This is a genomic window from Shewanella sp. NIFS-20-20, from assembly GCF_019209865.1.
GTDB lineage: Bacteria > Pseudomonadota > Gammaproteobacteria > Enterobacterales > Shewanellaceae > Shewanella.
In genome coordinates, this window is the sequence record NZ_JAHUTT010000030.1 from 14098 (window position 1) to 33584 (window position 19487).

Here is a 19487-nt window from a genome sequence, read left to right on the forward strand (position 1 = left end):
TGTGATTTATTTTTACTTTATATTTCAAGTAGATGTATCGAAAGCGTTAATTGTGTTGCAGCTGTGATCTTTTGCTGAAAGCCTAGCTGATTTTTGCTGGGATCTTGTGGTAATTAGGTTATGATATTGGCAACTGTCGGAATAACTGAGAGATGCGATGAATATATCAACAGGTGTGGCGTTAGGCTTGGGAGCTTATCGGTTGGCTGACAGTGTCGGTATTAGTGATAAGCAAGCAAATCATGCCAGCAAACAAAGCGATACCGGCGTTCAAGAAGTGATCCATGATGTATTGGGGATGGACTCGCCGACTGAAATGGCAGCCAACGATTCATTAATGTATAAAGCTGGTCAAGTTGTCAAAGGTGCCGCAACTCTCGGTGGTATTATCGCCTTAGTGGTTTAGCTATACACTTGATTACGGCCGTTATTTTTTGCCAAATATAAATATTCATCGGCTTGTTTTAATAAATCTTCTAGGGTGTCCTTGCTCCCGTTGCTGGTGATTAACCCAATGCTGACGCTAGCATGAATGGTTTGCTGGGCATGAATGATAGGCTCAACGCTAAAGTGTTGGCGTATTCTTTCAGCAATGTCTTTAGCATCTTTGTGATTGGTATTGCTCAGCGCAACAATAAACTCTTCGCCGCCAAAGCGTCCAAACACATCTTCTTGGCGCAGTTGTTGTTGGGTTCGCTCACAAAACGCTATAAGCACTGCATCCCCGCCTGCATGGCCGTAGGTATCATTGATACCTTTAAACTTATCTAAATCCATCGCCAGTAAACTGAAGGGTTGTTGTAGCTCTTGGCAGTTGGCGAGATTAGTGGTGGCAATCGAATTAAAATGCCCTCGGTTGAAACATCCGGTTAAGGAGTCGGTTTGGGCCAGTCGCCTTAATTGACCTTCTAAGTGCTTACGTTCAGAAATATCTAAGAAGGTTTGAATGATGATGGATTTTCCCTCGAGCACCAGATTGCTGATGGCAATCTCGGAGGTAAAGCAAGGCGCATCCTCTGGGCAAATATCAACATCGATGCGATTCTTGGTGCTGGTGGCTTGAATTTTCGTTTGAAAAGGCATTAGGCATTCTTGATACCGCGGCCGATGTTTATTGGCAATCAACTGACTAAAATCATCAGGTAATACTTGGGTTGAGTCGAGATTAAACTTTTCCATGGCATAGTCGTTGAGCATCAAAACCTGATTATCCAAGGTGGTAATTGCAAAGCCAATGGGGGCTAAATTGATGACATCTTGCAGCTGTTGTAAGGTGCGCTTAGATTCATCTAAGGCCTGAGCCATATAATTATCCAATAACTTTCTGACGGTGATATCTCTAAAGATTAATAACACCTGTTGACCTCGTAAGTGGGCAAAACGGGTTTCGATAAACAGTTCATCCCCATGGCGAGTGAGACTAAACTCATAGAGATTCGGTTTACAGCCACTTCTGACTCCACTTAAGTGTTGGCTCAAACCGCTCATGTCGCCGTTGTAGATGGCGTCAGTTAATGTTTGATGATGTTGGTGTGGGGTGAAAATACCACTGAGGGCTTGGCCGAGCCTGATATCAATGACGCGATCGTGCTTATCTAACCACAGATAAGTATCAGGCATCGCATTAAGCAAGGCATTCAGGTTAGCATTTTTGGTGTTGAGTTCATTGGAGCTGAGATCCAGCGAGCGCTCAATGATCATCTGTTCTTCGGTAAAATCGTGATAGGCCTGATCGACTAAATCAATCAAGAGTGCCAGCTGGGGATCGTCTGCGAGCCCCTGTGGGAAGACTTTTTTGAGTTGACGTTTTAGTAATCGGTGCATGATTCAAACAGGCAAGTAATGGTCATGGTCTGATTATGTAGTTCGGCAAAGTGATTATTGTCAAATGGCGCAATTTCTCCGTAGGAATAAAAACCGCAAATTTGCGTCGCCTGATTAAGCTGTTCTTTGACGACATCGACTTCTTCACCCGTCATTTGTTTTAAGAGTTGTTTGCGACCGATGCAACTAATGAGAATCGCTACTTGGGGGTGCTTTATGGACTCCAAGCAGATATCGATAGCACTGGCGGCCCCATTAATGATGGACTCGGCATTGGCTCGCATTAGCCGTGCTGTCGCCCCCTTAGATATGCCACCGGCAAATGTTATGCTTTGTGCTTGCTCGTCAACGGCTAGCATAGTGCGCACTAATTTGGTGTCACTGCCTGGCTGCGAAATTTCTAACGGAAAGCGCAAACCACTGGCGGGAAGCGCTTCGACCATATCGCCTAGATATTCTTTATACACGGCCAATGCCGGTTGATTATCCAACTCAAATAGCTGATGTCCTTGGGCGGCGGTGATCATGCGTTCGGGGCCGAAAGGCAGCCAACCGCCGCGAGAGCCGTGGCTGACTTCTAGCGCGTGGCCATACAGACCGACTGCCACCACTTGTTTGGTTAGAAGTTGATCTTGGGCCAAGATAAATGTTTGTTGGAACTTAAAATTATCACCAGCAAGTCCCCCAGTGATGGCGACAGTATCGGGCAAGTTATCCACTAATCCTTGGGTGAGATCACTGCCAAATACATGCAAGCCATCACTGAGTACTAACAGCCATTTTAAGTCATCACCTTGCAGTTCGGTGGCGATCTCAGCCCCGATGTCATAGGAGGCTTCTGCTTGCTTAATGATGCGTTGGGTTAAACGAATTTGGGTGTGCTTGAAGGCCAAGATAGTCGCAACTAAACCATTGTCTGTGATCTGATGTTGACTAATTTCACCTGAGGTTGTTGCGCCAATAAAATGAGCTTGAGGAAGTTGTGAATAGAGGCTATCAAGGGCGGCTTGGTGTTCGACTAAATTGCCAAATAACAACACTAACACCTGCTGTGGATCGGCAATGTCGAGAGTGACGGCTTGATCCCAAGCGCCATTGTCATAACAAAGTTGTTGAGTTTGCATACGCTCTTCCTTGGCAGCTATATCACTTTCGTTTTATGATTCATGCCCTAAGTGTAGTCAACAATTTCGCTGGCGGTTAGTGGGAGCTAAACTCCTAATTTGCGATTACTGATCAGCGGCTTATGTTATTTCCATTTTGGGGACGATAAATGAATTTGAAGAATAAGAATTGGATAGCATTGCCTTTGTTTTGCTTGGCAATCAGTGGCTGCACTACCGTGAATCCTTATACCAATGAACAACAGTCTGCCAAGGCAACCAATGGAGCTTTGATTGGTGCGCTGGCGGGTGCTGCCATTGGGGTCGCGTCGTCCAGCAAAAATGACCGTGGCAAGGGCGCCTTAATTGGTGCTGCGTCGGGCGCTGCACTTGGGGGCGGGATTGGTTATTACATGGACGTTCAGGAAGCTAAGTTACGACAGCAGTTACAAGCCACGGGCGTAAGCGTGACGCGTGATGGCGATACGATTATTCTCAATATGCCTAATGCGGTGACCTTTGGCGTCGATCAAGCCCAGTTGAGCCAAGCTGCCAAGGAGGTCCTAAACTCGGTGGTATTGGTGGCCAATGAGTATCCTAAGACTCGGCTTAATGTCGTAGGCTACACCGACAGCAGCGGCTCTGTTCAGTATAACTTGCGTTTATCGCAAGTGCGGGCGGCAGAAGTGAGTAATTACATGATGCAGCAAGGTGTCAGTCCTGAGCGTTTAAGTGCCCAGGGTCAAGGGGAGGCCAGCCCTATTGCCAGCAACACCACCACAGAAGGCCGCGCTCAAAATCGTCGCGTAGAAATTGTGCTGACGCCCATCCAGTAAATTGTTTGATTGAGGCATGAAAGCAAACAGGACCCTGAGGGTCCTGTGATTTATAGGCTGTGATTCATTAGAAATAAGGTGGCCAGCCCTAAGAAGGCAAATAGGCCAATAACATCGGTAACCGTGGTCAATACCATGCCTCCAGCAAGGGCAGGGTCAATGTTGAAGCGTTTAAGTAGCAAGGGGATCGCCGCTCCGGCCAAGCCAGCGACTGTCATATTAATCAGCATCGCCCCGCCAATCAGCAGCCCGAGCGCCATATCATCTTTCCATAGCCAGACGGCGACAAACACCAAACAGGCCCATAAGAGACCGTTAAGAAAACCAATGGCGAGCTCTTTGCCAATCAGCCAACGTGAGTTGCTTTGACCCACTTGTCCAAGGGCAATACCGCGAATCACCAAGGCTAAGGTTTGGTTGCCAGCGACCCCGCCCATGCTGGGAACTATGGTCATCAGTACGGCGATGGTGGCAAATTTTTCAATGGTGCCTTCAAACATGTTGCTGACAGATGCGGCTAATAACGCCGCGAATAGGTTCATGGTTAACCATAACGAACGACGTAAAGTACTCTTGAGTACCGGGCCGAAGGTGTCTTCGTCATCATCCATGCCTGCCATCCCCATCATGGAGTGTTCGGCGTCTTCACGGATAATATCGACGACATCATCGATGGTAATACGACCCAATAAGTGACCTTGCTCATCAATGACCGGCGCCGACAGCCAATCGTGACGCTCAAATAGCTGCGAAACCTCAGTATCTGACATGGTGACGACAATCCCTTCCATATCAGCCATCATGATATCGCGTACCGATGAGGTCGGGTTAGACACCAGTAGGTCGGTGATGCGGATCCCGCCGAGCAAACGGTCACGTTTATCGACCACATACAAGGTATCTGTGGCCGTGGGTAAATTGCCACGTAAGCGTAAATAACGCAGGATCACATCAATGGTTACATCGGGCCTGAGTGTCACGGTATCGGTATTCATGATACTGCCGGCGGTGTCTTCAGGGTAGGATAATGCCTGCTCAACTCGGCTGCGATCTTGAATGCTCATCGATTGCAGCACTTGCTGATATAAGGCGTCGGGCAAACTACGTAAGATGTAGGCTAAATCATCGGTATCCATGCCAGCAGTTGCCTTAGCAACCCCTTGAGGAGACATTTGTTTGATCAGGTGATCTTTAAGATCTTCAGGAAGTTCTTCCAGAATTTCGCCAGCTTGATCATGGTCAATCAACTGCCATAACACCTGCCTTGTTTGTGGTGTTGACGATTCAATAATGTGAGCAATATCTTGGGCAGCCATGTTATTGAGCATGTCTCGCACATGCACAAACATACCGCTACCTATGGCTTGCGATAACTGATCGAGGAGTAATTGAGTGTGATCATTATTGAGTGCTTCGACTGGCATGTATCCCTCCCATGTGGCAGGGGCATATCATACTCTTAGCCTAGGTAAATTAACACGTCCAATTCAAACACTTCAGTGACAAGTGTTAGTCATTCTCATCAAAGCGAGCATTAATCAAGGCGCAGATAGCCTCCATCGCGGCTTCGGCATCTTCGCCTTCAGCTCGGATCAACAGTGGCTTTCCCGGGCCAGAGCCGAGCATGAGCAAGCCTAATACACTGGCGGCAGAGGCGTGTTTATCCCCTTGAATTAAGGTGATGTCGGCTTGATATTCGCTCGCTAAAATGGCCAGTTTGGTCGCGGGTCGTGCATGTAGGCCCAACTTGTTACACAGGGTAACTTGCCGTTCAAGCACTGGCATTGTTGAGTTCACGGTGACGCGACTTAACCGAGTGTTTGCTATTAGCGAAGCGCTTGGCTAGTTGATCAGCAACATATACCGATCGATGTTGGCCACCGGTGCAGCCGATGGCAATGGTCAAATAACTGCGATTATTGCGCTCGAGTTGTGGTAACCAGGTTTCGAGCAAGTTTTCTATTTGCCAAATAAATTTATTCACTTGCACTTGGCGACCAAGAAACTCTTGTACCGGCGCATCGAGCCCTGTAAATGGTCTGAGTTCCGGCTCCCAGTGGGGGTTAGGCAAAAAGCGCACATCAAACATGAAGTCGGCTTCGGTGGGCATGCCATGTTTAAAGCCGAACGACTCAAAATTGATGACTAACTCTTTTTCCACGCGCCCGAGTAATATTTCCCGCACCTGATCGCTTAACTCATAAATGGTTAAGTTGGAGGTATCGATAAAATGATCCATCAGCTTAGCCAAAGGCCCAAGCAACTCGCCTTCGCGTTTAATCGCTTCGCTCAAGGATGTTTGAGATTTTGACAGGGGATGCAAACGTCGAGTTTCGCTGTAGCGTTTAAGTAAAACTTGATCGCTAGAATTTAAAAAGAAGCTAGTGATCACTGTGCTAACAGGTAACTTGCTGAGTTGCTGTTCCAGGACTTTTTCTTGTTCAGGCAGGTTGCGCACATCAACACTAATGGCCACTTTGTCGTTACTTTCTTGTAAGTCGCTTAAAAGACTGCCGATTAATGACAGTGGCAGGTTATCTACGCAGTAATAACCCAAATCTTCTAACACTCGTAATGCAACGGACTTACCTGAACCGCTACGGCCAGAGACTATGACCAATTTCATGCTGTGATCACCTGATAGAGTTGAGATTCGTCTTCGGTTTTTCGAATTTGTTTGAGGATTTGCTTATCGCTGAGCTTTTCGGCGATGGCTGCCAAGGTGGATAAATGCTGTTGGCATTGATCGCTCGGAACCAAGAGGGCAAACACAATATCGACGGGTTGCTTATCAATGGCATCAAATGGGATCGGGGTTAGGCACTTGATTAACACGCCGATAGGCTCGCTGATTGCATCTAAGCGACCATGAGGGATAGCAATGCCATTGCCGATGCCTGTGCTACCTTTTTTCTCGCGAGCTAAAAGACTTTCGAAAATCTCTTGAGAAGATAGGTTGGGGTATTGAGCAGCCACCAAATCGCTGACTAGCTCAAGCCCCTTTTTCTTACTGCCCGGAGTGGCACAGGTGGTGCACTCTGGTCGCAGGATGGTACTAAGTTCCATCGTTAATGTTTTATCAATTTCTCTTTATGTTTAATGACTTGACGGTCTAATTTATCTATCAGGGCGTCAATCGCGGCGTACATATCTTGGTGTTCAGAAGTGGCATATATTTCGCCACCACTGACATGTAACTTTGCTTCAGCAATTTGCTGGGTTTTTTCAACATTTAGTACAACATGCACATTATTGATCTGTTCAAAATGGCGTTCAAGCTTTGTGAACTTGTTTTCAACATACTCGCGTAATGAATCAGTGACGTCGATGTGGTGCCCTGTCAGATTGATTTGCATAAATACGTGCCTCCATTGAAGTGGTGGGTTATAAACTCTTACGTTGATTCGATGGCGGTATCATCAAAGCCTCTCGGTATTTGGCTATGGTGCGTCTCGCTACGTTTATTCCCTGTTCGGCCAAAAGCTGAGCCATTTTACTGTCACTCAGTGGTTTCTTTTGGTTTTCTGCAGCCACGAGCTTCTTAATGAAAGCTCTAATGGCCGTAGAGGAGCATTCTCCACCATCATCGGTGCCGACATGGCTGGAGAAAAAGTACTTAAGTTCAAAAATACCCTTGGGGGTATGCATATATTTCTGGGTCGTGACTCGTGAAATCGTCGATTCATGCATTTCAACGGCTTCAGCAATATCATTCAATACCATAGGTTTCATGGCTTCTTCACCAAACTCGAAGAAGCCTTGCTGAAACTCGACGATGCAGGTCGCCACTTTTAACAAGGTGTCATTGCGGCTTTCCAAGCTTTTGATAAACCATTTAGCTTCTTGCAGGTGACCTCGAATAAACTGACTATCAGCTTGATTGCGGCTGGTACGAGCCATCGCCGCATAATGCTGGTTTACATTCAGTTTAGGCATATTATCTGGATTCAGTTCGACAACCCAACGCCCATTTTTTTTGATGACAGACACATCGGGAATGACATACTCGTCATTACTTGGGGTAATAAGGGCACCCGGGCGAGGATTCAGGGTTTGAATGAGCAACACGGCCTGTTTAAGATCATCTTCTTTTAGGCGGGTTTTGCGCATCAACAGCCTAAAATCTTTGGCGGCTAACAGTGTCAGATGCTCATCAATCAGCAACTTAGCTTCAGCCAAAAAAGGCGTCGCCGGCGAAAAATGTGATAGTTGAATGAGTAAGCATTCTCGCAAGTCTCTTGCGCCAACACCGATAGGGTCAAAATGCTGAATACGTTTCAGTACGGCTTCGACTTCATCAAGCTCGATGTCGTCATCGTCACTGATAGCTTCAAGGATCTCGGCGGTCGACAGAGTCAAGTAACCCCGCTCATCGATAGCTTCAATAATGGTGGTCGCAATGGCGTTATCGGTATCACTGAAGGGGGTGAGGTTTTTTTGCCATTCGAGGTGCTCATATAACCCTTCACTGGTTTCGCCTTGAAAGGGCATGTCATCATCGCGGATAGCCCCTGAGCCGGTATTGCTGGTGGCAGTAAACACTTCGTCCCAGCCACTGTCTACCGGCAAATCATCGGGCATGTTTTCTTGGGTAAGGGCGTCGGCAGTGTCTACGCTAGAACTATCCCCGTCATTATCGGGTTCATGCAGTGCATCAATATGCTCAGGTTCGCTGGCGCTGGCAGTTTCCGTGTCACTCGGTTCATTGGTGGCGTTGACAAGTGTAACGTCAAATTCATTCCCTTGGTCTTCCGGCTCTTGGCTGGGGTCAAATTGCTCCTCATCCATTTCCAATAGCGGATTAGATTCCAGTGCTTGCTGAATTTCCTGTTGCAGCTCCATGGACGATAATTGCAACAGACGAATGGCCTGCTGCAATTGAGGTGTCATGGTAAGTTGCTGACCCAGTCTAAGCTGGAGTGACGCTTTCATATTACCGCTATCCCTACTTATGAGAGTTGTGATGGAAAACACTGATTAATAAGCATATATCACAAAACAAAAGGCGTTCTCACTGATCGTCTTATTCTTGTTAACTATAGCTTGAATTGTTCGCCTAAGTACACTGCGCGCACTTGTTGGTTATCAAGAATTTCTTCGGGAGTGCCTTCGGCGATGAGTTCACCATGACTCACAATGTAAGCATGTTCACATACATCGAGGGTTTCACGTACGTTATGGTCAGTGATAAGTACCCCTAAACCCCGACTTTTCAGTTGCTCAATAATTTTTTTAATATCGATAACCGAAATAGGATCTACCCCAGCGAAAGGCTCATCGAGCAGAATAAACTTGGGGTTGGCAGCCAAGGCCCGAGCAATTTCAACTCGGCGTCGTTCACCACCCGACAACGACATACCTTGTGAGTCACGAATATGGGTAATATGGAACTCTTCTAGTAAATGTTCCAGTTGCGCTTCTCGCTCGTCACGGCTGAGTTCTTTACGGGTTTGCAATACCGCCATGATATTTTCGTAGACGGTGAGTTTACGAAAAATACTGGCTTCTTGCGGAAGATAGCCAATGCCTTTTCGGGCACGTAAATGCATCGGATCTTGGGTCAGGTTTTCATCATTGATAAAAATGTTGCCCTTATCGCTTTTCACGAGCCCCACCACCATGTAAAAGGTGGTGGTTTTGCCTGCGCCATTGGGGCCTAATAGACCAACAATTTGACCGGTTTTGACGGATAAGCTGACATCTTTAACGACCTGGCGGCTTTTGTAGCTTTTGGCGAGATGCTCGGCCTTGAGAGTCAAGGTAGTCATTATCGCGGCTGCTCCTCAGAAACGGGTGGTTTGTTAGAGGTCGTTGATTTGATCTCTTGTTTAAGCTTGCCGACATCTTTTGCGGGCACTTGGTCTTGAAAGCTTTCGGGTTTAATGATGGTGATCACTCGGTCATCTTTTTGCTTGTCGCCTTCGGCCACCAATTGTTGCTTTTCAATATTGTAAATAATTTTTTCGGCGCTGACCTTGCTGCCATCTTGTTCGATACTGGCGTTGCCAATTAATGTCATGATGCGCTTACTGATGTTGTATTGAATTTCATCGGCACTGGCAGTTGCGCGTAAGTTATTTTCAAGCAATTGCGAGTAAGTCGCTGGCGAGCCATGGGCCACTAAAATGGTGGCACCATCTTCAATATTACTGCTGGCACTGAGCTCTTGGGCGTCAATTTTAATCGTGCCTTGGGTGACCACAACCGGGCCATAATAAATCACACGCTTATTTTTGATATCAGCAAACTGACGTGCCGCATCAATTTTTACTTCTTGGGTCAGCGAGTCTGTATTGGCAATCGCACCCATGCTTAGACCACATAGCATGAGGGTGATGATCGATTTATTTAGGTTCATATGTTCCTTCTATCTGGCTTTTCAGCTCAATAGTTTGGGTATTTAAGTCAGCGTAGAGGCCTTTACCTGTCACCGTAAAACCTGATCCTTTGATATATATAGGTTCATCAGAGGTCATAATCATAGTGTTGAGATCCAATTCTAAATAACTGGTGGTCAGTCTTTGAATGGGCTCATTGGGTTCAATGGCGTCAATAATAACATTATTTTCTAATACTACCTTGCCCGAGAGCTTATCTAAACTGCCCTGACTGGCATAGAGGTGCCATTGGCCCTCGCCAGTGTCAGGGTAGACTTGATACACTGGGTTGGTGAAGTAAGTCATTTGGGTCTGATTGTAGTGCTCCATATGACTGGCACTGACGCGACTGCTGACCTTGCCTGATTCAGTAAATTCGACACTTTTTAAATCATCGGCAACAAAGTCAGGTTGAATTAAGCTCGACGCGGCTTGGCTGTCTTTGGCCGAACGCTTCACTTGCACTTGCCAATATAAGATCAGTGCGGCACTGAAAAATAAGACAATGGCCAAGGTGACCCGATTCATACGCTCATACCATGGGATAGTTGAAATTTGTCTTGGCTTAACAGTAGTAAGTCAGTCAGTTCGCGCACGGCCCCGTGCCCCCCATGAGTATTGGTGACCCAGGTCGCTTGTTGTTTAACATAAGGATGGCCATCGGCCACACACACTGATAATCCAACATGTTGCATCACTGGCAAATCAACAACGTCATCACCAATGTAGGCCACTTCATCGGCGCTCACATCTAGCTTGGCTAATAGTTCGTTAAAGGGCATCAGTTTATCATCAACCCCTTGATAGATATGCTCGACTCCCAATGCGGACATTCGCTGTTCGACAATGTGCGACTGACGGCCAGTGATCACCGCTACCTGCACGCCGACAGAGAGTAAGGATTTAATGCCATAACCATCGCGGGTATGAAATGCTTTGAGTTCTTCGCCCTGATTACCTAAATAAATGCGACCGTCAGAAAAGACACCGTCGACATCGCAAATCAATAGCTTCACTTTGGCGGCTTTTTCCCATACCGATTGCGCTATCGGTCCGTAGAAAGTTTGTTGCATTAGTTAAATTACTCCAGCCTTGACTAAATCGAGCATGTTTAAGGCTCCGATGGCGCGTTGTTGGTCGTCAACTACGATCAGGCCATTGATATTTCGGGTGTCCATAATCTTGAGTGCACCGGCAGCCAGGATATCAGCTTTGACCGTGACACAATTCTTGGTCATCACTTGACCAATTTCAGTATGACGCAAATCAACGTCGGCATCTATGATACGGCGTAAGTCACCGTCGGTAAAAATCCCTAACAATGTTTGGTTGTTATCGACCACCGCCGTCATGCCAAGCCCTTTTTTACTGATTTCATACAGGCTATTGGTGATCATGTCGTGGGGCAATACCTTAGGTAAATCCTCATCGGTATGCATGATGTCAGCGACTTTAAGTAACAACTTCCGCCCTAAACTGCCACCGGGGTGGGACAGTGCAAAATCATCACGAGTGAAGCGTTTGGCTTGCAATAACGCCACGGCTAAGGCATCGCCCATCACCAGTGTCGCGGTGGTGCTTGATGTCGGTGCTAGCCCCAGCGGGCAGGCTTCTTCTGGTACTTGTATGCAAAGATGCAAGCTGCTTAATTTTGCCATGGTGGATTCGGGTTTACCGGTAATCGCAATCACATCAATGCCAAATCGCTTAATGACGGGCATCAAAGTTAAAATTTCACTGGCTTCCCCCGAGTTGGAAATAGCAATGATGACATCATGCTCGGTAATCATGCCTAAATCGCCATGACTGGCTTCGCCTGGGTGCACAAAAAACGCCGCAGTGCCTGTACTGGCCAATGTTGATGCGATTTTATTACCAATATGACCGGATTTACCCATGCCCATAACGATGACTTTACCCTGACAGTTCACCAGCATGTTACACGCCTTGGCAAATTCACTCGAGTCGACAAATTGATAGAGGTTATCTAAGGCGCTTTTCTCGATATCGATGACCTTGCGGCCCCATTGTCGCCATTGATGTTCATCAGTCATAACGGTTTCTCTTAGTTCTTGCCCTTAGGGAGAGCATTAATGTGAGCTCAGTACCAATGCTTGGTAGCCGACAAACGATATAAGTAGTAGGGCGCCATGCCAAGGTCGAAGTTGCTGGCGACTACCGCTAAGTAATACCAAAATAGCTAAGGCGCTGCTGCTGGCTAACACCATATAAATATCGCGATTATTGGCCATAGCATCAATAGTCCCAGGCGCCAGTAAGCCGGGAATGGCTAATACCGCTAAAATGTTGAATAAATTTGAGCCGACGATATTTCCGATGGCCAAGTCATCTTCTTTTTTTAGCACGCCAGCAATACAGGCTGCTAATTCTGGCAAACTGGTGCCGACGGCGATGATCGTCAGGCCTATCACTAAATCTGACATCCCGAAGGCTTGGGCAATCCCGACGGCACCATCGACCATCCAGTCGGCAGATAAGGGGAGCAAAATGATGCCCAAAACAATCCAAAACAACGTGACCTTGGTGGATACCCCTGTGGGGATTTCAGCCTCGGCATCTTCTGCCAAGCTATCGGCGTTTCTTTTATTGATCCCATGCCAAATCAAATAAGCCATCAGAGTGACAAACAGCAACAAGAGCAGGCCACCGTCAGTGCGACTAAGTTCGCCATCATACAGTAAATATCCGGCCAGTACTGTGGCGCCCAGCATCATAGGGATTTCGCGCTTAAGCGTTTGTGAGCTAACTGCAATAGCACCAAACAGGGCCGTGATCCCTAAAATCAGGGTAATATTCGCAATATTCGAACCGAGCACATTACCAATGGCGGTGTTGGCCATGCCATTCATGGATGCGCTGGCCGCCACAAACATTTCTGGGGCCGAGCTGCCCATCGCGACGATGGTGAGACCAATCAGCATCGGTGGTAGCCCTAAGTTACGAGCAAAGGCGGCGGCGCCATACACAAATTTATCCGCGCTCCATACTAAGAGACCGAGGCCGACGGCTAGCAGCAAAAGATTAAATAACATTTAATAACAATGATTATTGGAGTTATGGGAGCATTTTCGCTGGATTTGGTGCAAATTAAAAGTGTTGCTGTAGCAGAGTGGTGACTTGGTTGTGCTTCAGCGGGCATTTTCGTACAATTTAGTCTGTTTTTTGCCGAGCACCGGTACTGGTACTCGCTAATTGCCCGGCATCAAGACTGGAATGCATCGATTGCAGTCACTTATCATTTTGGGAGTGGGGTGAGGTCAGGCTCATGACAGCGCCACACCATGGATATTAATTTTCGTTAGGATGCCATATGCCACAACTCTCAACGCCACTCGTTGAAGTCAAACGTCTGAGTTTCAGTCGCGGTCAACGCCTTATTTTTGACAACCTCAACTTGACGATTCCTCGGGGCAAAGTGACGGCTATCATGGGCCCAAGTGGTATTGGTAAAACCACCTTATTAAAACTGATAGCTGGGCAGTTAACTCCTGAACGCGGCGAAGTGATGTTCGATGGTGACAACATTCATCAGTTATCACGCCAGAAATTATACCAAGTGCGGCGGCGGATGAGCATGCTGTTTCAAAGCGGCGCCTTATTTACCGACATGAATGTGTTCGATAATGTCGCGTTTGGCTTGCGAGAGCATTCAGGGTTACCAGAAACCATAATTGCCAGAATCGTGTTAATGAAGTTGGAAGCGGTTGGCCTGCGCGGCGCGGCGCAACTATTCCCTAATGAGTTATCTGGTGGCATGCAACGGCGAGCAGCGCTCGCGCGGGCGATAGCGATGGAGCCTGAAATGGTGCTGTATGATGAACCGTTTGCCGGCCAAGATCCTATTTCCATGGGCGTCTTGGTCAAGCTGATCCGTGACCTCTCCAGTTCACTGAATTTAACGTCTGTGGTGGTGAGTCATGACGTAGATGAAGTCATGTCGATTGCCGATTATGTGTATGTTGTGGCTGACAAAACCATTATTGCTGAAGGAACGCCGGCGCAATTACGCCAAGCAGACAATGCCAAACTCCAACAGTTTTTGCATGGCCAACCCGATGGGCCAGTGCCGTTTCATTTTCCGGCGCAAGATTATTTGCAGGAGCTCACCCATGTCGATGCTTGATTCGATAGCCGCCATTGGCCGTTACGCCATTAATCAAATTGCCGGATTTGGTCGCGCGGGCTTGATGCTGTGGGGCGCCATCGCTCATTGGCCTCGAGTGGCCAAAGGCACGCCATTACTGATAAAGCAGATCTACGTGCTCGGGGTGCAGTCAATGCTGATTGTGCTGGTGTCGGGCTTATTTATTGGCATGGTATTGGCCTTACAAGGGTATACCGTGTTAGCGGACTTTGGCACTGAGGAAAGTCTAGGGCCTATGGTCGCGTTAAGTTTATTGCGTGAACTCGGTCCGGTGGTGACTGCCTTGCTGTTTGCGGGGCGTGCCGGTTCGGCTTTAACGGCTGAAATCGGCTTGATGAAAAGTACCGAGCAATTGTCTAGCCTTGAAATGATGGCCGTGGACCCCTTGCGCCAAGTCATCGCCCCCCGATTTTGGGCGGGGGTGATCAGTATGCCATTACTAGCGCTGATGTTTACGGCGGTGGGTATTTTTGGTGGTCATTTGGTTGGTGTTGAATGGAAAGGCATAGATCAAGGCGCTTTTTGGTCGATACTTCAAGCCGCGGTAGAATGGCGGCAAGACATAGTCAATTGCATCATTAAAAGCCTAGTGTTTGCGATTGTAGTGACCTGGATTGCGTTATATCGAGGTTATCATGTCACACCAAATCCCGAGGGGATTAGTCAAGCGACGACCCAAACCGTGGTGCAGTCGAGCTTAGCGGTACTGGCGTTGGATTTTTTACTGACAGCCGTAATGTTTGCACGTTAATTGTCAATATGGGATAGGACAAATGTTAACTCGAAAGATTGAAATCATGGTGGGGCTGTTTCTGTTGGCGGGGCTGGCGGCATTGTTGATACTGGTCGTGAAAGTCGCCAATGTGGATTTAACCAGTGGCGAACAAAGCTACACTTTAGAGGCGCGCTTTAATAATATTGGTGGCTTGAAGGTGCGCTCTCCCGTGAAGGTTGGCGGTGTGGTAGTGGGGCGAGTCACAGGGATCACGCTTGACACTGAAAGACTGGAGCCGATTGTGACCATTAAGATTGATAATCGCTATAATCAATTCCCTGAAACCAGTAGTGTGGCGATTTTAACGTCGGGATTATTGGGTGAGCAGTTTTTAGGGCTAACCCCAGGGTTTATTGATGAGGACATTGGGATGCTCACCGATGGCGATCGGATTGATGATACCCGCGGCGCATTAGTCCTTGAAGACTTGATTGGCCAGTTTCTTTACAGTAAATCAGATAAATAAGGGAGGATGAATGATGTCTACATTATTGAAAGCCGTCAGCGCGATTTTTATACTCATGGTGTCTTTGGGCGCTAAAGCCACGCCAATCGATAGCCAAAATCCTTACCGCTTAATCGAGACGGTCGCGCAACTCACCTTCGATCGCTTTAAGCAAGATCAAGCGAAGATTGCTGCCGATCCTGAATATTTAAAAGTGATAGTGACAGAAGAGCTGATGCCTTATGTCGATGCAAGGTATGCCTCCTACAAAGTGCTAGGTCAGTATTTACGTCAAACGACACCGGAGCAACGAGACGCTTTTTCGGCCGCCTTTGAACAATATTTAGTGGCTACTTATGCCCAAGCCTTTACTGAGTATACCGATCAAAAAATCGCGTTTGCGCCAGCAAAGGATTTTAGCCAAGAGAAAATAGTGACTGTGGATGTGGTGATTATTGAGCCTGGGCGCCCTGATATTACCGTTGCCTTTAAGTTACGCCGTCTTAAAAATGACGATTGGAAAGCTATCGACATGATCGCTGAAGGCGTGAGCCTGTTGGCGTCGAAAGAGTCTGAGGTGGCGGGGTTAATTAGCCGTGATGGCATTGATGCTGTGATTACCCAGCTCAATCAACTGGCCGATAAACCGATCACCTTGAAGTCTGACGTTAAAGGAAACTAATCGATGTCGCTAGCGGTCAGTGTCGACGTAGTGGGTGATGAATGCGTTATTCGCGGACGCCTCACCGAAAAAGAGGTCATCGAACTCTGGCCGCAACGCCATCAGTTGATTGCCGAGCAAGCGCTTAGCCTAAATTTATCTGAACTTGAGTACAGTGATAGCGCTGGCGTCGCATTTCTTATTGAACTGTGGCATCTAAGATCCGCGCAACAAAGACCACTGACTTGGGTTGCACCTTCGCCACAACTGAGTAAACTGCTCAGTCTGTATGATTTAGAGTCACAATTTCATTCGCGCTAATACAGGGTATTAAGCGAACCAGTTAAGGGTTATCTAATGGATTGCAAAGAAATCGAACAGCTGCTGTTAGCAACACTGCAGCTTGAAGAAGTGCATGTCAGCACTGATGGTAGTCATTTTAAAGTGATAGCCGTGGGCGAATGTTTTGAAAATATGAGCCGAATTAAGCAACAACAGAGTATTTATGGGCCGCTTATGGATAGCATTACCAGTGGCCAATTACATGCATTAACCATTAAAACTTTCACGCCGACACAATGGAAACGCGAAAAAGTTTTCAACATGCCAGTCTAGAGAGAAAGTGTGGATAAATTAACCATTCAAGCCAGTGGCGCGCTTAGCGGTAGCGTCATCATTTCTGGTGCAAAAAATGCAGCGCTGCCGATCTTAATGGCAGGTGTATTGACTGAATCAGAATTCGTATTAAGCAATGTCCCACAGTTACGCGACGTCGATACCAGCTGTAAGTTATTGCGCTGTTTAGGCGCTGAGGTCGATGTGGCGCAAGACGGCGTCATCAAGATCCGTACCGATAAATTAGATAATTTTTGTGCGCCTTATGACTTGGTGAAAACCATGCGAGCGTCCATCTTAATCTTGGGGCCGTTATTGGCCCGTTTTGGTACTGCGGATGTCTCCTTACCTGGGGGGTGCGCGATTGGTGCTCGTCCAGTCAACTTGCATTTGCATGGGCTGGAGCAAATGGGCGCGCACATTGAAGTTAAAGAAGGTTATGTTAAGGCTCGCGTTGACGGTCGCTTAAAGGGCGCGCATATCTTTATGGATATGGTCAGTGTTGGCGCGACTGAAAACCTACTGATGGCCGCTGCGTTAGCCGATGGCGAAACCATCATTGAAAATGCGGCTCGTGAACCTGAAGTCACTGATTTAGCCAACTGCTTAATCGCAATGGGGGCGAAAATCACCGGTGCCGGCACTGATACTATCCGCATTCACGGGGTAGAAAAACTCAATGGCTGTCACTACCGTGTAATGCCTGATCGCATTGAAACCGGAACGTTTTTAGTGGCGGCAGCAGTGACTCGCGGTCATATTCGCTGCGAAAACGCCATGCCTAAATCTTTGGAAGCCGTCTTGGCTAAGCTTGAAGATGCGGGAGCGAAAATTAGCTGTGGTGATGACTGGATTGAACTTGATATGCAGGGACAACGTCCTAATGCAGTCAATATTAAAACTGTTCCCTACCCAGGGTTCCCGACCGATATGCAAGCTCAGTTTTGTGTCTTGAACGCCTTAGCCACAGGGTCGGGCACGATTGTCGAGACCATCTTTGAAAATCGCTTCATGCATGTGCCTGAGTTATTGCGTATGGGCGCTGAAATGGAGCTCGAAGGTCACACTTGTATTATCCATGGGGTTGAGCGTTTGAGCGGTGCTCAAGTGATGGCGACAGATTTACGTGCCTCTGCGAGTTTAGTGATTGCTGGGCTGATGGCTGATGGTGATACTGTGGTTGACCGTATTTATCACCTCGACCGCGGATACGAGCACATCGAGCAAAAGTTTAAAGGCTTAGGTGGGCATGTCGTGCGCACCAAAGCAAAATAAAGCGTTATTGCTTCTCAGGAAAACTCGGCTTGCCGAGTTTTTTTATTTACAGAACCCATAAGCTGGACTAGGTTGATAACAGTACTTTTTATAGGGGATTGGGATGCGATGGATTTCGAGCTTTAGCTTGTTGGTGCTGGCATTAGTTCTGTATTGCTTTGGCCAATATTGGAGTGCTATTTCCTTAATTGTGCTGGGTGTGGTGTTTGAGCTGGCATTTTGGTGGAGTTTATTTTTACCTAAAAGCCAGCACAATAACGACTAAGTTAAGGGGTGATATTTTTCTCACCGATAATAATCGGTAACTCCATCGCCTTACCATCGCGGATCAGCGTCATGGTCACTTGGCTGCCCGGTTGAGTTTCAGCGATCCTATCCATCAACATCTCCACGCCAGGCACATCCTCTTGCTGGTATTGGGTGATAACATCACGAACTTTTAATTTTGCTTTAGCGGCAGGTCCATTGGGATCGACTCCGGTGACAACCACCCCATTAAGACTCGGCAAGTTTAGGATCTGTGCCATCACAGGCACCACGGGCTCACCTGAAATGCCTAAGGCGCCGCGGATCACTCGTCCGTCTTTAATTAATTTTCCCATGATGCTATGGGCCAATTTAATGGGGATAGCAAAGTTGATCCCATGGCCGCCGTTATCACCGCCAATTTTAAAGGCGGCCGTATTGATGCCAATGAGCGAGCCATTAGTGTCGATAAGCGCGCCGCCTGAGTTACCGGCATTAATCGCGGCATCGGTTTGCAAAAAGTCTAGATAACCACTGGAAAGACCGTTACGACCGGTGGCACTGATAATGCCTTGGGTAATGGTTTGGCCTAAGTTGTAGGGGTTGCCAATCGCCAATACCACATCGCCCACTTCCGCCGGCGTTGATAGCCCAAGAGGCACAGTGGGTAAATTTTCGCCTTCAATTTTGAGTACGGATAAATCGGTTTCGGGATCCGAACCGACCACTTCCGATGTAAATTTACGGCCGTCTTGTAATGCCACTACAATTTCATCGGCTTGTTTAATCACGTGAAAGTTAGTCAGAATGTAACCTTGTTGACTCATGATGACGCCGGAGCCTAGCCCCTGAAGGGCGCTGTTACCAAGCGGCTGACGTTTATCAATGCTCAGGCTATAAATATTGACGACGGCGGGGGCGGCACGGCGCACGGCCTTGGCAAAAGATAATTCGACATTGCCATTGCTGCGGGGCTCAAATAAGTTATTGAGGGAAGCATTGTGCGGTAATAACTGATTAACCGTTAGGATAACGGCTGCCATAAACAGGCCAAGTAGCGTGGCTTTACCCAGGTAAATAAATAAGTGTTTAAAAGTCATGGCCAGTATCAATTTCAATATGTGGCGATAGCCTACCATGAAAGCGATGGTTAAGTCAGCGGACG

General features: G+C 47.4%; 25 protein-coding genes. 10 read left to right on the forward strand and 15 right to left on the reverse strand.

From position 1 onward, the window contains the following. Nucleotides 1–157: 157 nt before the first annotated feature. Entirely contained in the window at nt 158–406 is a 249-nt protein-coding gene (locus tag KU855_RS10830; RefSeq protein WP_218530301.1) for a hypothetical protein, read from the forward strand. Here the strand turns inward: KU855_RS10830 and KU855_RS10835 are convergent. Both KU855_RS10835 and KU855_RS10840 read right to left on the reverse strand, forming a co-directional pair. After that, nucleotides 403–1824: a GGDEF domain-containing protein gene (locus KU855_RS10835; RefSeq protein WP_218530302.1), complete on the reverse strand. Its 1422-nt coding sequence runs from the start codon at nt 1822–1824 to the stop codon at nt 403–405. The two genes, KU855_RS10830 and KU855_RS10835, sit on opposite strands and share 4 nt — an antisense overlap. Next, the gene (locus KU855_RS10840) at nt 1809–2948 is read right to left on the reverse strand and encodes an FIST signal transduction protein (RefSeq protein WP_218530303.1); all 1140 of its coding nucleotides are present in this window, start codon (nt 2946–2948) and stop codon (nt 1809–1811) included. The genes KU855_RS10835 and KU855_RS10840 overlap by 16 nt, the downstream gene beginning before the upstream one ends. A 149-nt stretch (nt 2949–3097) precedes the next feature. Between KU855_RS10840 and KU855_RS10845 the strand changes: the two genes are divergently transcribed. Next, entirely contained in the window at nt 3098–3763 is a 666-nt protein-coding gene (locus KU855_RS10845) for an OmpA family protein (RefSeq protein ID WP_218530304.1), read from the forward strand. A gap of 50 nt (nt 3764–3813) precedes the next feature. On the opposite strand, the gene mgtE is transcribed toward KU855_RS10845, so the two are convergent. The 12 genes from mgtE to KU855_RS10905 all read right to left on the reverse strand — a co-directional run bounded on the left by mgtE (nt 3814) and on the right by KU855_RS10905 (nt 13193). Further along, entirely contained in the window at nt 3814–5187 is a 1374-nt protein-coding gene (mgtE, locus tag KU855_RS10850) for a magnesium transporter (protein ID WP_218530305.1), read from the reverse strand. Between the two features lie 85 nt (nt 5188–5272). Continuing rightward, nucleotides 5273–5548 carry an HPr family phosphocarrier protein gene (locus KU855_RS10855; protein WP_218530306.1) on the reverse strand — a complete coding sequence of 92 codons (276 nt, stop codon included), beginning with the start codon at nt 5546–5548 and terminating at the stop codon, nt 5273–5275. Further along, nucleotides 5535–6389 carry an RNase adapter RapZ gene (gene rapZ, locus KU855_RS10860; RefSeq protein WP_218530307.1) on the reverse strand — a complete coding sequence of 285 codons (855 nt, stop codon included), beginning with the start codon at nt 6387–6389 and terminating at the stop codon, nt 5535–5537. The genes KU855_RS10855 and rapZ overlap by 14 nt, the downstream gene beginning before the upstream one ends. Continuing rightward, on the reverse strand, nt 6386–6829 hold the full coding sequence (gene ptsN, locus KU855_RS10865) for a PTS IIA-like nitrogen regulatory protein PtsN (protein ID WP_218530308.1): 444 nt from the start codon (nt 6827–6829) through the stop codon (nt 6386–6388). The genes rapZ and ptsN overlap by 4 nt, the downstream gene beginning before the upstream one ends. 2 nt (nt 6830–6831) lie before the next feature. After that, a complete protein-coding gene (gene hpf, locus KU855_RS10870) occupies nt 6832–7119 on the reverse strand; it encodes a ribosome hibernation promoting factor (protein ID WP_218530309.1) in 288 nt (95 codons plus the stop codon). Nucleotides 7120–7147: 28 nt separating this feature from the next. Further along, nucleotides 7148–8695, reverse strand: coding sequence for an RNA polymerase factor sigma-54 (locus KU855_RS10875; protein ID WP_218530310.1), 1548 nt, complete (start codon nt 8693–8695; stop codon nt 7148–7150). Between the two features lie 104 nt (nt 8696–8799). Beyond that, nucleotides 8800–9531 carry an LPS export ABC transporter ATP-binding protein gene (gene lptB, locus KU855_RS10880; RefSeq protein ID WP_218530311.1) on the reverse strand — a complete coding sequence of 244 codons (732 nt, stop codon included), beginning with the start codon at nt 9529–9531 and terminating at the stop codon, nt 8800–8802. After that, complete coding sequence (gene lptA, locus KU855_RS10885) at nt 9531–10121, reverse strand: lipopolysaccharide transport periplasmic protein LptA (protein WP_218530312.1); 591 nt, start codon at nt 10119–10121, stop codon at nt 9531–9533. Before lptA ends, lptB begins: the two co-directional genes overlap by 1 nt. Further along, nucleotides 10108–10668 carry an LPS export ABC transporter periplasmic protein LptC gene (gene lptC, locus KU855_RS10890; RefSeq protein WP_218530313.1) on the reverse strand — a complete coding sequence of 187 codons (561 nt, stop codon included), beginning with the start codon at nt 10666–10668 and terminating at the stop codon, nt 10108–10110. Before lptC ends, lptA begins: the two co-directional genes overlap by 14 nt. Further along, a complete protein-coding gene (gene kdsC, locus KU855_RS10895) occupies nt 10665–11213 on the reverse strand; it encodes a 3-deoxy-manno-octulosonate-8-phosphatase KdsC (protein WP_218530314.1) in 549 nt (182 codons plus the stop codon). The genes lptC and kdsC overlap by 4 nt, the downstream gene beginning before the upstream one ends. Nucleotides 11214–11216: 3 nt before the next feature. Then, nucleotides 11217–12194, reverse strand: a complete 978-nt coding sequence (locus tag KU855_RS10900; protein WP_218530315.1) for a KpsF/GutQ family sugar-phosphate isomerase — start codon at nt 12192–12194, stop codon at nt 11217–11219. Between the two features lie 36 nt (nt 12195–12230). Continuing rightward, a complete protein-coding gene (locus KU855_RS10905; protein ID WP_218530316.1) occupies nt 12231–13193 on the reverse strand; it encodes a calcium/sodium antiporter in 963 nt (320 codons plus the stop codon). Nucleotides 13194–13471: 278 nt separating this feature from the next. Between KU855_RS10905 and mlaF the strand changes: the two genes are divergently transcribed. The 8 genes from mlaF to KU855_RS10945 all read left to right on the forward strand — a co-directional run bounded on the left by mlaF (nt 13472) and on the right by KU855_RS10945 (nt 18341). Next, nucleotides 13472–14284 (forward strand): phospholipid ABC transporter ATP-binding protein MlaF, encoded by an 813-nt coding sequence (gene mlaF / locus KU855_RS10910; protein ID WP_218530317.1) that lies wholly within the window; start codon nt 13472–13474, stop codon nt 14282–14284. Next, nucleotides 14271–15056, forward strand: coding sequence for a lipid asymmetry maintenance ABC transporter permease subunit MlaE (gene mlaE, locus KU855_RS10915; protein ID WP_218530318.1), 786 nt, complete (start codon nt 14271–14273; stop codon nt 15054–15056). The genes mlaF and mlaE overlap by 14 nt, the downstream gene beginning before the upstream one ends. Nucleotides 15057–15078: 22 nt before the next feature. Then, a complete protein-coding gene (gene mlaD, locus KU855_RS10920; RefSeq protein ID WP_218530319.1) occupies nt 15079–15546 on the forward strand; it encodes an outer membrane lipid asymmetry maintenance protein MlaD in 468 nt (155 codons plus the stop codon). Nucleotides 15547–15556: 10 nt separating this feature from the next. Beyond that, nucleotides 15557–16207, forward strand: a complete 651-nt coding sequence (gene mlaC, locus KU855_RS10925; protein ID WP_371316354.1) for a phospholipid-binding protein MlaC — start codon at nt 15557–15559, stop codon at nt 16205–16207. A gap of 3 nt (nt 16208–16210) precedes the next feature. Further along, nucleotides 16211–16507 (forward strand): lipid asymmetry maintenance protein MlaB, encoded by a 297-nt coding sequence (locus KU855_RS10930; protein ID WP_218530320.1) that lies wholly within the window; start codon nt 16211–16213, stop codon nt 16505–16507. A gap of 36 nt (nt 16508–16543) precedes the next feature. Continuing rightward, on the forward strand, nt 16544–16801 hold the full coding sequence (locus tag KU855_RS10935) for a BolA family protein (RefSeq protein ID WP_218530321.1): 258 nt from the start codon (nt 16544–16546) through the stop codon (nt 16799–16801). Nucleotides 16802–16810: 9 nt separating this feature from the next. After that, nucleotides 16811–18076 (forward strand): UDP-N-acetylglucosamine 1-carboxyvinyltransferase, encoded by a 1266-nt coding sequence (gene murA, locus KU855_RS10940; RefSeq protein ID WP_218530322.1) that lies wholly within the window; start codon nt 16811–16813, stop codon nt 18074–18076. Between the two features lie 103 nt (nt 18077–18179). Next, on the forward strand, nt 18180–18341 hold the full coding sequence (locus tag KU855_RS10945; RefSeq protein WP_218530323.1) for a hypothetical protein: 162 nt from the start codon (nt 18180–18182) through the stop codon (nt 18339–18341). 1 nt (nt 18342) lies between these two features. On the opposite strand, the gene degS is transcribed toward KU855_RS10945, so the two are convergent. Then, nucleotides 18343–19422, reverse strand: a complete 1080-nt coding sequence (degS, locus tag KU855_RS10950; protein WP_218530324.1) for an outer membrane-stress sensor serine endopeptidase DegS — start codon at nt 19420–19422, stop codon at nt 18343–18345. Between the last annotated feature and the right edge of the window lie 65 nt (nt 19423–19487).